Here is a 14,461-nt window from a genome sequence, read left to right as displayed (position 1 = left end):
CTTTCTTTATACAAGGGTGGATATTAAAGATATTGCTTTTCTTCTTTTTAAAAAGAAGGTATGTTTATACATAGAATCTTCAACTAGGAGGAAAGTGCATGAACAAGCAATGGTGGAAAGAAAGCGTTGTCTATCAAATTTATCCTCGGAGCTTTATGGATAGCAATGGAGATGGTATCGGCGATTTAAAAGGGATTATCTCGCGGCTGGACTATTTACAAGGATTAGGAATAGACGTTATATGGCTTTCACCTGTCTATAAGTCCCCAAACGATGATAATGGTTATGATATAAGCGATTATCAGGATATTATGAGTGATTTTGGTAATATGTCGGATTGGGAAGAGCTGCTTGACGGAATACATAAACGCGGTATGAAGATGATTATGGATCTGGTTGTAAACCACAGCTCAGATGAACATGCCTGGTTTATGGAATCACGGAAATCAAAGGATAACCCATACAGGGATTATTATATTTGGCGGCCCGGAAAAGACGGCAAGGAACCAAATAATTGGGGTTCGTTTTTCAGTGGTTCTGCTTGGAAATATGATGAAACGACCGATGAATACTTTTTACATATCTTTTCACAGAAACAGCCTGATTTGAATTGGGAAAATCCAAAACTGAGAACTGAAGTTTATGACATGATGAAATGGTGGCTTGATAAAGGTATTGACGGTTTCCGGATGGACGTCATAAATTTTATTTCCAAGGAAGAAGGCTTGCCGGATGGGGAGATCAGCCCTGGAAATAAATATGGTGATGGCAGCAGCCATTTTATGAACGGGCCTCGTATTCACGAGTTCCTTCAGGAAATGAACAAAGAGGTTTTATCAAAATATGACATCATGTCTGTAGGAGAAATGCCTGGATCAAATCCAGAGACAGCACGATTATATACCGACAGTGACCGAAAAGAAGTCAATATGCTCTTTCAATTCGAGCATGTAGACTTGGATAGTGGGCCTGGAGGAAAATGGAATCTTAAACCGTTGGATTTAGTCGATTTAAAAAGAAACCTGACCAAATGGCAGGAAGCGCTTGAAACGGTTGGGTGGAACAGCCTCTATTTCTGTAACCATGACCAGCCCCGGGTTGTATCAAGATTTGGAAATGATCAGGAGTATCGGGTTCAATCTGCAAAAATGCTTGCAACCATCATTCATATGATGAAAGGGACTCCGTATGTTTATCAGGGTGAAGAAATTGGGATGACGAATGTTCCGTTTGCAACAATTGATGATTACAGGGATATTGAGACGCTGAATTTTTATAAGGAAAAGATAGCTGAAAATGTTCCGGTTGAAAATATCATGCGAAGCATTTATGTTAAAGGCCGCGATAATGCACGAACTCCAATGCAATGGGATGATTCAGATCATGGAGGCTTTACAGAGGGAACTCCTTGGATAAAGGTCAATCCCAATTATAAAGAAATTAATGTTAAGAATGCTTTGGAAAATCAGGATTCAGTTTATCATTACTACCGAAACCTTATTAAGCTGAGAAAGGACCATGAGATTATTGTTTATGGGAAGTATCAGCTTTTAAATGAGAACCATCCTGAAATTTTCGCCTATACAAGGGAATACAATGGACAAACATTATTAACGGTTTGTAATTTCTACGGTGGAACCCCTTCGTTTGAAGTACCGGCTGGATTGAAGCAGTTACCATATAACCGACTGCTAGGGAATTATGAATGGCATGCAAGTGATACATTTGATAACTTTGAACTTAAGCCATACGAAGCACAAGTATTCTTATTTGAAAAATAATAAAACAGCGGCGACTTGAGAGGCCGCTGTTTTGTTTTATTCCCACGGTTTTTTTGTTGTAAAATACCCCGCAAGTTCTTTACTATGTTTCCGGTGTTCTTTGCGGACCTCAGCTCTTTCCTTACCGGTTTCATGAAGCTTTTTTCTTCTTCGGTTTCAGGAATTACGCCGGGTACTTTAGTTGGTTTCCCGTTTTCATCCAATGCGACGAAGGTGAAAAAGGCGGTTGCAGCAATTTTTCTATCACTATTCAGCAGGCTTTCGGCAATAATCTTAACAAAAACCTCCATTGAGCTGGAACCTGTATATGTAACAAAGGATTCAAAGCAGACTGAATTTTCTGGTGTGATCGGGATGAGGAAATCGACGGAATCGGTTGACGCAGTCACACATTCCGTCCGGGAATGCCTTGTAGCCGAAATGGATGCAACCATATCCATGTCGCTCATGAGCTTCCCTCCAAAAAGGGTATTATGGTTATTAACGTCATTCGGGAAAATTCTGCTTGTTCTTATTACTCTTGATTCATTGCATGTTTTTGCTTCCATCTGTTAACCTCCAATGGTATCGTTAAAGATTATTGTACGTTATTTTTGCTTGTTCATGTAGAAATTCACCTCGTCTGAATCTGGACATGAAAAATACAGGCGCATCAATTGCGCCTGTATTTTTATTTTATGCTAAAACCAAATCACCTAAACCATCTATATCATATGTCGCATCCTTGCGAATAATTTCTTCTACCTCAGATCCTTCAAGTGTCTCTTTCTTTAAAAGAGCCTCGACCAATTTAACGTACTGGCTCTCGTTTGCCTGGATTAAATACTCTGACTTCTCCAAGGCTTTCTGGAATAATTCCTGCATCTTGGACTCCCTATCACCTTTACTAAAAGTCAAGGTAAATCCATCCTGAAGCATGCCTGTATCGACCATCTGCTCGATAATATGCTTCGCTTGTTTCACATCACCGCTAACACCGATGCTGTGTTCGCCGAGGAACATCCGTTCAGCAACACCGCCAGCGAGTACCATGGCCACACGGTCTAGCAGGTCGCTTGTTGTGGATAGATGAAGCTCCTTTGGAATTGGTGCTACATAACCAAGCGCCTCGCCACGAGGGATAATAGTAGCCTTTCGGACAGAGCCTGGTTTTGTCAAAGCAGCAACAATCGCATGGCCTGCTTCATGAATGGCAACACGGTTTTTTGTGTCGGCATCCTGAAGGGTACGGGATGTACTTCCTAGGATTGTACGGTCTAATGCATAATCAAGGTCGCTTTTTCCAATAAATTCTTTGCCGTTTCTAACTGCTATTCTGCTGGCTGTTTCAAAAAGTGATTGAAGTTCTGCACCTGAAAATCCTGATGTACTTTCTGCTAAATCATCCAGGGATGACGCCACATCACGTGCAAGGCTTTTACCCTTCGTGTGGATATCAATAATTTCCCGTCTCCCTTTTGTATCAGGAAGTGGAACCTGGAATGAGAAGTCAATTCTTCCAGGACGAAGAAATGCTTCATCAAGCATATCTTTCCGGTTCGTTGCGGCAATGAACAATATTCCGTCATTTGGGTGTCCACCGTCAAGCTGAACAAGAAGCTCTGTCAGTGTTTTTTCTGATTCTTCACCGCCGTGCTGCTTCCGTCTGCCTGCAAGTGCATCTATTTCATCAATAAAAATAACTGCCGGTGTCTGTTTTCTCGCACTCTGGAATAGGGTACGCACGCGGCTTGCTCCAACACCAACAAATAATTCATTAAAAGCGGAACCGCTTGTTGAGAAGAAGGAAGCATTTAATTCACGTGCAATTGCCTGTGCAAGAAGCGTCTTACCTGTACCTGGAGGTCCATAGAGCAAAATTCCTTTAGGAGGCTTTATCCCCATTTTTGCTGAACGTTCTGGTGCTTTTAAAATCGATAGTGTCTGAAGTATTTCTTCCTTCATTTCATCTCCAAGCCCACCAACATCATTAAGCGTAATTGCTGGAAGAGGCCTTGCTTTGGAGAGACTATTTTTCATTGGATTGGAAATGCCAATTCCGCCTTTTGATTTTTGAAGAGCAAGAGCAGCTCCTGCGAGTGAAATGACCAGACCACCCATAATCCATTTTCCGAATTTACTGCTGTTGTTAAAAGAATAATCGATGTTATATTTTTCGACTAGCTTGTCTACCATTTGGCTGTTAGGAGGGACATTGGAAACATATTTGCCTTCTTTTGTCTCGAGGTGCAGGGAGCCATCTGAGTTTTCTGTCAAGGTTACCGTTTCTCCTTTTTGATGCTGAATTGTTTTTACCATGGAAGAGAAGGGGATAGCAGTCTCTTTAGTTGTTTCTTGTATAATCCATAAAGTAGTGGCGACTATTAAAATTAACACTCCAAGGAGTGGCATAAACTTTGAAACTATCTTTGAGCTTTGATTCAAGTAGTTCATCTCCTTCTATTTCTTCAAGATTTCTATCTCCATTATATGAAAATGTTATCTGTAATAAATAGGTAATAGGTATTATTCATGGAGGGAATCGCTGGAAAAGCAAGAGAGTAGGATAATGAGAGAGCACTTGTGAAAGAGGGATAAACAAGAATTTAAGAAACTGGAAGGAAAAAATAACGCAATGATTGATGATGAATGATTGCAAAGTTTTGCTGAGACCGCTAAGATTGAAATAATGGGCAAAAATTTTTGTTGTCAAAAGAGAGGAAAACAAAATGAGTAAGAATTTTAAAGAAGAAGTAACCTCGCGCCGGACGTTCGCGATCATTTCCCACCCGGATGCCGGTAAAACGACCTTAACTGAACAATTACTATTATTCGGTGGCGCCATTCGTGATGCCGGTACTGTAAAAGCAAAGAAAACAGGTAAATTTGCAACGAGTGACTGGATGGAGATTGAGAAACAGCGCGGAATATCTGTTACCTCCAGCGTAATGCAATTTGACTATAACGACTTCCGTGTCAATATTCTCGATACCCCTGGACATCAGGATTTCAGTGAAGATACCTACCGTACGCTTATGGCGGTTGATAGTGCCGTCATGATCATTGATTCTGCAAAGGGTATAGAGGAACAAACTTTGAAGCTATTCAAGGTTTGCCGCATGCGTGGAATTCCTATTTTTACGTTTATTAATAAACTTGATCGCCAGGGGAAAATGCCGCTAGAGCTTTTGGCTGAATTGGAAGAGGTTCTTGGAATCGAATCTTATCCAATGAATTGGCCAATTGGGATGGGCAAAGAATTTCTTGGTATTTATGATCGGTACTATAAACGAATTGAACAATTCCGTGTTACTGAAGATGAAAGATTTATTTCATTAAATGAAGATGGCGAAATCGAAGGTGATCACCCATTAAAAGTTACAGGCCTTTATGATCAGACATTGGAAGAAATCATGCTTTTAAACGAAGCAGGAAATGATTTCTCAGCTGAACGAGTGGCAGAAGGTGACCTGATTCCAGTTTTCTTTGGAAGTGCGTTGACTAACTTTGGCGTGCAAACCTTCCTTGAAACCTATCTTCAGTTTGCGCCTGCCCCGATGGCTCGGAACTCATCAATCGGAAAAATTGATCCTCTTTCAGAGCAGTTTTCAGGATTTGTGTTTAAAATCCAAGCGAACATGAATCCGGCACATCGGGACCGAATTGCATTTGTTCGTATCTGTTCCGGAAAATTCGAACGGGGAATGGCTGTTAACATTCCGCGTCTGGGAAAACAGCTGAAGCTTTCTCAGTCGACATCATTTATGGCTGAAGAGCGGAACACCGTTGATGAGGCTGTTAGTGGAGATATTATCGGCTTATATGATCCGGGTACGTATCAGATTGGCGATACACTCACTTCGGGAAAAGATGATTTCCAATATGAACGGCTGCCACAGTTTACCCCTGAATTATTCGTTCGGGTTTCGGCTAAGAACGTCATGAAGCAAAAGTCCTTCCATAAAGGAATTCAGCAGCTTGTTCAGGAAGGTGCAATACAACTTTTTAAAACCGTTAAAACGGATGACTATCTGCTTGGTGCTGTAGGGCAGCTGCAGTTTGAAGTGTTTGAGCACCGGATGAAGGCTGAATACAATGCAGAGGTTTTAATGGAAAGACAGGGATCGAAAATCGCCAGATGGATTGAAGGAGACACGGTTGATGAAAACCTGTCAAGCTCCCGAAGCCTTCTCGTTAAAGACCGTTTTGATCAAAATGTATTTTTATTTGAAAATGATTTTGCACTCAGATGGTTCCAGGAGAAAAATCCGGATGTAAAGCTATACAATCCAATGGATAGTGAATAAAGAAGAAAAACGGCGAAGCTTTTGTTTCGCCGTTTTTTGGTGCTTATTGGTATTAATAATTAAATTAGTTTGCTATGATAGCAATAGAAAATTAGTCCTTTTGGGGGAAATTTTGTATGTATTGTAATCAATGCGGGATTTCGTTTCTGCTCCACGAAAAAGGTTATCTGTATATTAATACCACAGAAAACTTATCTGCTTACAAGCTTGAACCACATGGGGACGGATGGTGGTACATCCCTTATGATAACCATCAAGAGTTGCTTGAACGAATACAGCTATTAACTAAAGCACAGGATCAGTCTCTTTCCGCGCTTTGTTTGAAAAGAAAAATTCCTTCTGCGGGCATTCCGCTTAAAAGCCTGATTATCCAGCTGCAGAATAAAAATACAATTTCCATTATTCAATCAGGAGAGCTCATCAGTTTTTTACAGCCAATTATTGATTTGCAGAAGGACGATCAACTATTTGGTTATGAATCATTGCTGAGAACAAAAGAAGATAACGATATTTCGCCGGGAGCTTTGTTTTCAACAGCAGCAAAAGCAGGCATGCTTTCACTCCTTGACCAGAGGGCACGTGAAGCAGCCATAAGGGCCAAAAATCTTTTTATCCCTAAAGGGGTTAAGAGTTTTATCAATTTCTTGCCTTCAACTATTTATAATCCTGATTTTTGCCTGCAGCATACTTTTCACCTTGTAAATAAATATGCAATTGACCCCGCAGATCTTGTCTTTGAAGTGGTTGAATCCGAACAAATTGAAGATATGGGCCACCTGAAAAAAGTATTGCAAACATATAAAAGAGAAGGAATGAAAGTAGCCCTTGATGATGTCGGGGCTGGGTATTCAACTCTGGAAGTGTTAAAAATGCTCGATCCGGATTTTGTGAAGATTGACCGGCAATTCATTCAATTTTGTGATCAGGAATCACGAAAACAGCAGTTCTTGGGAGAAGTGATGGAATTGGCTAATGAATTGGATATAACGGTTCTCGCCGAAGGAATTGAAAGAAAGGAAGAGCTGGAATACTGCCGCAGTCTCGGTGTCCAGCTTGCCCAAGGCTTCTTTATCGGTAAGCCTTCTCCTAATCCTGTTTATAAAACAGTGTCAGCCAATTAAGGCTGGCACATTTTTTTTGAAATTACAGTTTTAATCTATTATTATTACAGAATTTTCTGTAAAGTATTTGACGAATGTTTTTCTATCTGGCTAAAATGAACATAATCATGTTTTTGAAAAGAGGAATGATTTTGGAAAAGGGCTATTTTTTTACAGGCTTTCCGGGCTTCATCTGCAATCAGTTGATTCGCCAGGTATTAAAGAGGAATGAAGGGAAAGGAAAAGTTTTTGTCCTTGTCCTGCCCGACATGCGACAAAAGGCATTGAGTGAAGCGAAGGAAATTGTTGCGGAATTTAAGCTGGAAGATGACCAAATCCAAATTATTGAAGGGGATATTACCGTGCCAGGGCTCGGAATACCTGACGAAGAGCAAAATCACCTAGCGAAGCAAATTACACATATCTTTCACCTGGCTGCGATCTATGACCTTGCCGTGCCAAGGGATATCGCTTATAAGGTAAATGTAGTAGGGACAAAAAATATTAATGAATGGGTAAAAAAACTGCCAAATGTAAAAAGATATACGTATTTCAGTACAGCATATGTAGCGGGGAAACGCGAAGGAAAGCTTTATGAAACCGAATTAATTCTTCCAAAGGCTTTTAAAAACCATTACGAAGAGACGAAATTTAAAGCGGAAGTGCTTGTAGAGGAATTGAAAAGGGAAGTTCCCATTACAATCATCCGTCCGGGGATCGTAAAGGGACATTCAAAAACTGGTGAAACCATCAAATTTGACGGCCCTTACTTTATTATGAATTTTCTCGACCGTTTGAAATTTCTTCCTATTATTCCGACGATGGGAAAAGGAGATGCTGTTGTCAATCTTGTTCCAATTGATTATATTATTGAAGCGACGACTTATTTGGCCTTTCTCGAGCAGGGGGCGGGTAAAACGTATCATTTAACCGATCCTAAGCCCTATCCTGTTTCCGAGCTTTATAGAATGCTGATGGCAGAGCTGATCAAAAAACAACCTAAAGGGAGCCTGCCATTGTCAGCGGCCAAATTAGTGCTGTCGTTAAAGCCAGTTCGTAAATATCTTGGAGTAGAAAAAGAGGCTCTTGATTATTTTACATGGATGGGACGTTTTGACTGTACTCAAGCCCAGGAGGATTTAAAGGGATCAGGAATTCAATGCCCTGATTTTCGTGATGGAATTTCTCCGATGATTTCATTTTATATAAAAAATAAAGATAACCCTGCCTACCAAATAAAAATTATCTAAAGTCAGGTGAATGAACGTGCATTCAGTCAGTGAAAAAATTCAGGTGTTTGCCCCTGCAACAGGAAAGCATCTTGGCGAGATTGATGAAACTCCACTGCATCTTGTCGATCAATTTTACCAGCAAGGAAGAAATGCCTTCGAGAGATGGAGTAACCTCCCAGTTTCCAGTCGGCTTAACTATTTGAAAGTGCTAAAAGAATATATGGCAGATCATATGGAGGAAATCGCAAGGACAATTGCCGATGATACAGGAAAAGTCCTGACAGAGGCATTGGTTGCCGATATTATGCCTACGCTGGATGCAATCAGCCATATATGCTCCCATGCGGAAAAGATTTTAAAAAGGCAAAAAGCTTCTACACCTTTATTGCTGATTGGAAAAAAATCTTTTGTTGAGTATATGCCAAGGGGAGTTGTCCTTGTTATCTCTCCTTGGAACTATCCTCTTCAGCTTGCCATTGTTCCAATGATCAGTGCACTGGCTTCAGGAAACACTGTCATATTAAAGCCGTCTGAAGTCACTCCATTGGTAGGGAAATGTATCGAAGACCTTTTTGCCAAAGCGGGCTTCCCTGAAGGAGTGGTCCAGGTGGCCCACGGAGGTAAAGAGGTAGGCGCCGCATTTACTGATGGAAGCCCCGATTATATTTTCTTTACCGGGTCAGTAAGGACAGGGAAAATCATTCAGGAGTCCGCTGCAAAAAGGCTGATACCTACTACACTTGAGCTAGGCGGGAAAGATCCAATGATTGTCTTTGCTGACGCTAATCTAAAAAGAGCAGCAAAGGGAGCCGCCTGGCCGCTTTTACAAACAGCGGACAGGTGTGTATGAGTGCAGAAAGGCTGTATGTGGAGCGCAAGGTGTACAATGAATTTTTAGCTTTGCTAAAAAATGAAGTAGAGGGTCTGACACAAGGGGCAGACGAGAATAGTGATATTGGTTCAATGACATTTCCATCACAAATTCAAATCGTAAAGGAACAGCTGGAGGAAGCCCTATCGCGAGGTGCGGTCCTCGAAACAGGAATTCAGCCGCAGGATTGGAAGGAAGGCATGTTCCTGCCCCCGACTGTTGTAACAAATGTCGTGCAGGATATGAAAATCATTCAGGAAGAGGCCTTTGGACCGCTTTTGCCGGTAATTCCATTTGATACAGAGGAAGAGGCGGTATCACTCGCGAATGACTCCATTTATGGGCTGAACGCCAGTGTATGGTCCTTGGATCTGTTGAAGGCACGAAGAGTTGCTGGGAAGCTTATTTCAGGAGCAGTTGTCATTAATGATGCCATCATCACAGTAGCCAATCATGGCCTTCCATTTGGGGGAGCAAAGCAAAGCGGGATTGGCAGATATCATGGTGATGCCGGTCTGCGTATTTTTTGCCATGAAAAAGCGATTATCGAAGACAGCGGCAGAAAAAATAATGAAATCCAGTGGTACCCGTATAAGGGAAAGTATCCATTATTTCTGAAGCTTTTTAAAAGTTATTTTCAAAAAAAACGTGACTGGAACACATTCGCGCGCACCTATTTAAAGCTTCTAAAGAAATGATTGTTTTAGTAAAATAAAAAAATCGCTTTAATTTGGCTTTTTTATGGATATCCTAAAAATTAGAAAATAAAATTGCCAAAACAAAGCGGGTTGGAGAATGAAAAAGCTTAATAAACTAGAAGCAGTCATGTGGAATATAGCCTTGCCAGGATTCAGCCAGCTGTTGGCCGGACAGTATATAAAAGGAATCTTGTTTGTCGTATTGGAATTTATTATTAATGTTTTCAGCAATTTTAATCAAGCCATTTTATACAGCTTTATCGGAGAGATAGACATCGCCTTTAAGGTAACGAATTTCCAGTGGCTGATGTTTTATCCATGTGTATATATGTTTGCACTGTGGGATGCTTATCGAAGCGCGATGCCGGCGAAGAAAAACTGTCATTTTTGCCTTTTGTGTTCGGCGACTTTGTCACAATCGGACTAATGTATTCCAGCAAGGTTGTAATAGTAGGTGTGATGCAGGGCCTGTTTTTTTGCCAATGATTTTTTTAATTCCTGGACTCCTGATTGGTTTTTTTCTCAGATTTTTGCTTTTAGCCAGACATCCTGAAAGCAAATAATACAAATATTTTTAATAGCAAAAGCTTTATCCTGCAAGGGCTGGGTAAGGCTTTTTTGCTTTATTAAAAATTTATTTATTTTCGACACCCCCACAAACCCCTCCTTGCCGTCCGTAATCATTTAGTGAAAAAGCGGCCGCGAAAAAAAACATAAGGTGGAATAAAAAATGAAAAAACAAACAAACCATAAAGACTTACATAAAATCGCAAAGGGAGCTTTAGCTGTTGTCCTAGCTGGAGGAATCACTCTTACTGCCGGAAACGCAGCATTTGCTGATGAAAATACAACTGCTGTTAAATCAGAAACAACTGCTCCAGCTACAGAAACTGTAAAGACAGAGACACCAGCACTAGTACCAGGAGATTTCTTCTATTTCGTAAAAATTGCCCTTGAGAAAATCCAGCTTGCATTGACTTCTGATGATTCAAAGGAAGCAAAACTGCTTGCCAATTTTGCAACTGAACGCCTTGCTGAAGCTCAAGCACTTTTCGCTGCAGGAGACCAGGAAGCTGCTGTGAAAGCAATTAAAGATTCTGTTGAAGAAATGAAAAATGCAGATAAAATCATGGAAGACCAAAAAGATTCAACTAAAGAAGAAGAAGTTAAAAAAGAAGAGTCTGATAAAACAACTGAAGTAAAGCAAGACGACGCAAAAGAAACAGAAAAAGCTGAAACTGAAGAAGTAAAAGCTGATGACCAGAATAAACAAGACGAAACAGCAGTAAAAACGGAAGATAAAGATTCTGAAGAAGCAAAAACAGAAGAAGCAAAAACAGAAGAAAAAGCTACGGATGAAACTACAACTGACAATTCTAACCTTAAGGATGTAGAAAAAGTTCTTACACAAAATATTGTTGCGTTGACTGCAGCAATGGATAAAGTTCAAAACCCTGTGGCAAAAGCAGCATTAAAAAGAAATATTGAAAAAACCTACGCTAGATTAGCTGAGAAATTAGCAAAGTTGGAAAAAGAAGCTGAAGAAGTAAAAACTGAAGCTCCTGCTACAGAAACTACAGTGAAAACTGATACACCTGCAGCAACTACAACAACTGGTACAACTGCTACCACAGGAACGACAACAACTGCACCTGCGACAACAACAACAACTGAACCTGCGACAACAACTGAAGACACTTCAGATGTTAAGACTGAATCCAAAAAAGAAGTTAAAAAAGCAGCTGTTGCAGCGAAGCACACTGCAAAAAAAGAAGCTAAACAAGCAAAAACTGCTGCAAAACAAGTAAAGCACCAAGCTAAAAAAGAAGCAAAGCAAGTGAAAACAACTGCAAAGCAACAAGCGAAGCAAGTAAAGTCTGCTGCAAAGCAAGAAGTGAAAAAAATTCGCCAAACTGAAAAACAGCAAGTTAAAGAAGTAAAAACAACAGCTAAACAGCAAATCAAACAAGTAAAACAAACTGTTAAACAAGAGCTTAAGCCAATAAAGAAAGTTGAAGAACACCGTACACATGAAAATGGTAAAGAAAAGCACAATGACTAATTATTCAGAATGAACAATAAACAGGAAAAGATAGCCTTAACTGGGGCTATCTTTTCTAAATGCAGTTACCCCCACAAAAAGATAAGCTCCTACCGTATGTTATAATTGGTTGGAATAGAGAGGTGAGGCTATTGCTGGGTTTATTGTTTATGACCAAAAAGAAAAAAAGAACACTAGAAGAGTCGGTTGCATTAATTCAGCATGGTGATACTGCTTTGCGGAATGAAATTATAGACTCTTACAAACCTTTTATTGCTAAAACCGTGTCGGCTGTTTGCAAGAGATACATTCACGAAACAGACGATGAATTTAGTATCGGCCTTATTGCATTCAATGAAGGAATTGATAAATATTCTCCTGAGCGGGGAGCTCTTTACTCAGTTTTTCGGAAGTATTGATTAAAAGACGGGTAATCGATTATATCCGCAAGCAATCCAGAAACCAGAGTATTAGCATCGATTTAAATAGAGAGATGCAGGATGAAGATTCTCCAGGTACCCTGATCGAAAATGAATTATCAATACATGAATATAATAAAAAAACAGAACAGGAACACCGCAGGGACGAAATAATGCAATTCCAACAGATGCTGCTAAAATATGATTTATCCTTTAATGAAATCATTGAGCAGTCTCCAAAACATGCTGATGCCAGAAAGAACGCTATTTTAGCTGCAAGGCTCCTGGTGGAAAACGAGGAATTGAAGGAAATCCTCCTTACAAAGAAAAAACTGCCGATCAAACAGCTTGAGCAGCTGGTAGACGTAAGTAGAAAAACGCTCGAACGTAACCGAAAATATATTATTGCAATTGCACTTATTTATTCAAATGATTATGTTTATATGAAGGATTATATTAAGGGGGTGCTGGAAACATGAAAAAAGGAATCATTATGGAAATGGATGATGTTTTTCTGACATTATTAACCCCTGATGGTGAGTTTTTGCGTGCCCGGAAACAAAATAAAGCATATGTTCTTGGAGAAGAAGTTCATTTTTTTCCAGCTGTGGCGAGGGAACGAACAGGGGGTTCGTTTTCGATAGGGAAATTTTTTAAAGGTAAGCGGCTTGCAACTGCAGCTGCAGCCCTTGTGCTCGTCTGTGCATCATTTCTTCCTATTTATAAAAGCAATCAGGCCTACGCTTACATGTCAATTGATGTTAATCCAAGTATAGAAATGGCTGTCAATAAAGAAATGCAGGTGGTTGAGTTAAATGCATTTAATAAAGATGGTAAAAGGATTTTAACGAAAATTGACGATTGGAAGAAAGAAGATGTTTCGAAAATTACCGAAAATATCCTCATAGAGATAAAGAAACAAGGATATTTAAAATCTAACCATACGGTAGTGATTTCAACTGTAAGAACTGAAAAGGCTGAACCAGAGGCAGAAAAGCAGCTAAATACGAAAATGCAAAAAATAGAAGAAGCAGTATCAAATGAGCATCTTCAATTAACGGTTGTTAGTGGCACGGAAAAGGATTTAGAAAATGCCCATAAAATGGGAGTAACAACAGGGAAATATAAAGAAATTAAAAATCCTGCCCATTTCAACAAAGAGGTTCATGAAAAAAATCCTGTTCAAAAAACAGAAGAACACCCACAAGTAAAAACAAAAGTAAAGTCGATCCTTCCTTCAAAACCAGAATTAAAAAATGATCTGAAAGAGGACGATGAAAAAGGCAACAAGGAAAAAGAAGGCATATCCAAACGAAATATTCCTTTAACTATTAAACCTTTATCCCCAGCGAAATCAAAAAGACAGAAATAAAGGTAAAACCCCAGGGGAAAGGGAATAAAAAAAGGAATATAAAAAGACATCTTCCTCAAACCCTGGCCAAACAAAAAAGCAAGGGCATTCAGCTTCAAACGAAGATAAGCATAAAGAAGATGACGACAGCCATGGCAATGCCAATAAAAATGGGCATGGAAATGGTAACGGGCAAGAAAATGCTCAAGACCATAATTCAAGGAAATATAATGACAAAATGAATAACCACGTTGATAAACATAAAGAAATACATGAAAATAAACACGAAGAAAAAAATGAAAATAAACACAGGTAATAGAAATAGAAAAGTCCGGCGATTATGCCGGACTTTTTTCCATTTATATTCAATTTTTTACTTTCCGGATAGCTGGGCTTGAGCCTGTTGTACAAGTCTTTTTGTAATTTCTCCTCCGACGGAGCCATTAGCTCTTGAAACTGTATCTGAACCCAACTGAACACCAAATTCTTGGGCGATTTCATATTTTACCTGATCCATGTATTGTTCAATTCCTGGCACTAATAATTTATTGCTGCTTCTTGCCATTTATATCATCTCCTTCATTCATTACAGAGAATATCTCTGTATAAATAGTGTTACACTCCTTTTGAAATTTCATGAGTGGAAAAACTTATCGGAGCTGGCATTATTCGAGTGTAAATG

Annotated in this window: 8 protein-coding genes and 4 pseudogenes; 9 read left to right on the top strand and 3 right to left on the bottom strand. The window is 39.7% G+C overall.

What is annotated here, in order from left to right; all coding sequences use genetic code 11:
* Nucleotides 1-98: 98 nt before the first annotated feature.
* Entirely contained in the window at nucleotides 99-1,781 is a 1,683-nt protein-coding gene (locus RCG23_RS05575; RefSeq protein WP_308178916.1) for a glycoside hydrolase family 13 protein, read from the top strand.
* A gap of 36 nt (nucleotides 1,782-1,817) precedes the next feature.
* Here the strand turns inward: RCG23_RS05575 and RCG23_RS05570 are convergent.
* Together RCG23_RS05570 and RCG23_RS05565 are read right to left on the bottom strand one after the other, a co-directional pair.
* Nucleotides 1,818-2,329 (bottom strand): annotated as a pseudogene (locus RCG23_RS05570) (acyl-CoA thioesterase).
* 127 nt (nucleotides 2,330-2,456) lie between these two features.
* Nucleotides 2,457-4,214 carry an AAA family ATPase gene (locus RCG23_RS05565; protein WP_308178915.1) on the bottom strand — a complete coding sequence of 586 codons (1,758 nt, stop codon included), beginning with the start codon at nucleotides 4,212-4,214 and terminating at the stop codon, nucleotides 2,457-2,459.
* Between the two features lie 275 nt (nucleotides 4,215-4,489).
* On the opposite strand from RCG23_RS05565, the gene RCG23_RS05560 reads away from it, so the two are divergent.
* The 8 genes and pseudogenes from RCG23_RS05560 to RCG23_RS05520 all read left to right on the top strand — a co-directional run bounded on the left by RCG23_RS05560 (nucleotide 4,490) and on the right by RCG23_RS05520 (nucleotide 13,800).
* Nucleotides 4,490-6,067, top strand: a complete 1,578-nt coding sequence (locus RCG23_RS05560) for a peptide chain release factor 3 (protein ID WP_308178914.1) — start codon at nucleotides 4,490-4,492, stop codon at nucleotides 6,065-6,067.
* A gap of 116 nt (nucleotides 6,068-6,183) precedes the next feature.
* The gene (locus RCG23_RS05555; protein WP_308178913.1) at nucleotides 6,184-7,188 is read left to right on the top strand and encodes an EAL domain-containing protein; all 1,005 of its coding nucleotides are present in this window, start codon (nucleotides 6,184-6,186) and stop codon (nucleotides 7,186-7,188) included.
* 125 nt (nucleotides 7,189-7,313) lie between these two features.
* Complete coding sequence (locus RCG23_RS05550) at nucleotides 7,314-8,417, top strand: SDR family oxidoreductase (RefSeq protein ID WP_308178912.1); 1,104 nt, start codon at nucleotides 7,314-7,316, stop codon at nucleotides 8,415-8,417.
* Between the two features lie 10 nt (nucleotides 8,418-8,427).
* Nucleotides 8,428-9,968: pseudogene (locus RCG23_RS25880) on the top strand (aldehyde dehydrogenase family protein).
* Nucleotides 9,969-10,065: 97 nt separating this feature from the next.
* A pseudogene (locus RCG23_RS05535) lies at nucleotides 10,066-10,531 on the top strand (hypothetical protein).
* A gap of 167 nt (nucleotides 10,532-10,698) precedes the next feature.
* Complete coding sequence (locus RCG23_RS05530) at nucleotides 10,699-12,030, top strand: DUF5667 domain-containing protein (protein ID WP_308178909.1); 1,332 nt, start codon at nucleotides 10,699-10,701, stop codon at nucleotides 12,028-12,030.
* Between the two features lie 149 nt (nucleotides 12,031-12,179).
* Nucleotides 12,180-12,907: pseudogene (sigI, locus tag RCG23_RS05525) on the top strand (RNA polymerase sigma factor SigI).
* On the top strand, nucleotides 12,904-13,800 hold the full coding sequence (locus RCG23_RS05520; protein WP_308178908.1) for an anti-sigma factor domain-containing protein: 897 nt from the start codon (nucleotides 12,904-12,906) through the stop codon (nucleotides 13,798-13,800). The pseudogene sigI and the gene RCG23_RS05520 overlap by 4 nt, the downstream one beginning before the upstream one ends.
* Before the next feature lie 352 nt (nucleotides 13,801-14,152).
* Here RCG23_RS05520 and RCG23_RS05515 read toward each other — a convergent pair whose 3' ends face one another.
* Nucleotides 14,153-14,344, bottom strand: coding sequence for an alpha/beta-type small acid-soluble spore protein (locus RCG23_RS05515; RefSeq protein WP_308178907.1), 192 nt, complete (start codon nucleotides 14,342-14,344; stop codon nucleotides 14,153-14,155).
* Nucleotides 14,345-14,461 lie beyond the last annotated feature (117 nt).

It is taken from the genome of Neobacillus sp. PS3-34 (assembly GCF_030915465.1).
Taxonomy (GTDB): Bacteria; Bacillota; Bacilli; order Bacillales; family Cytobacillaceae; genus Neobacillus_A.
The sequence above is the reverse complement of the archived record's forward strand: the minus strand, read 5'-3'. Positions and strand labels throughout refer to the sequence as shown.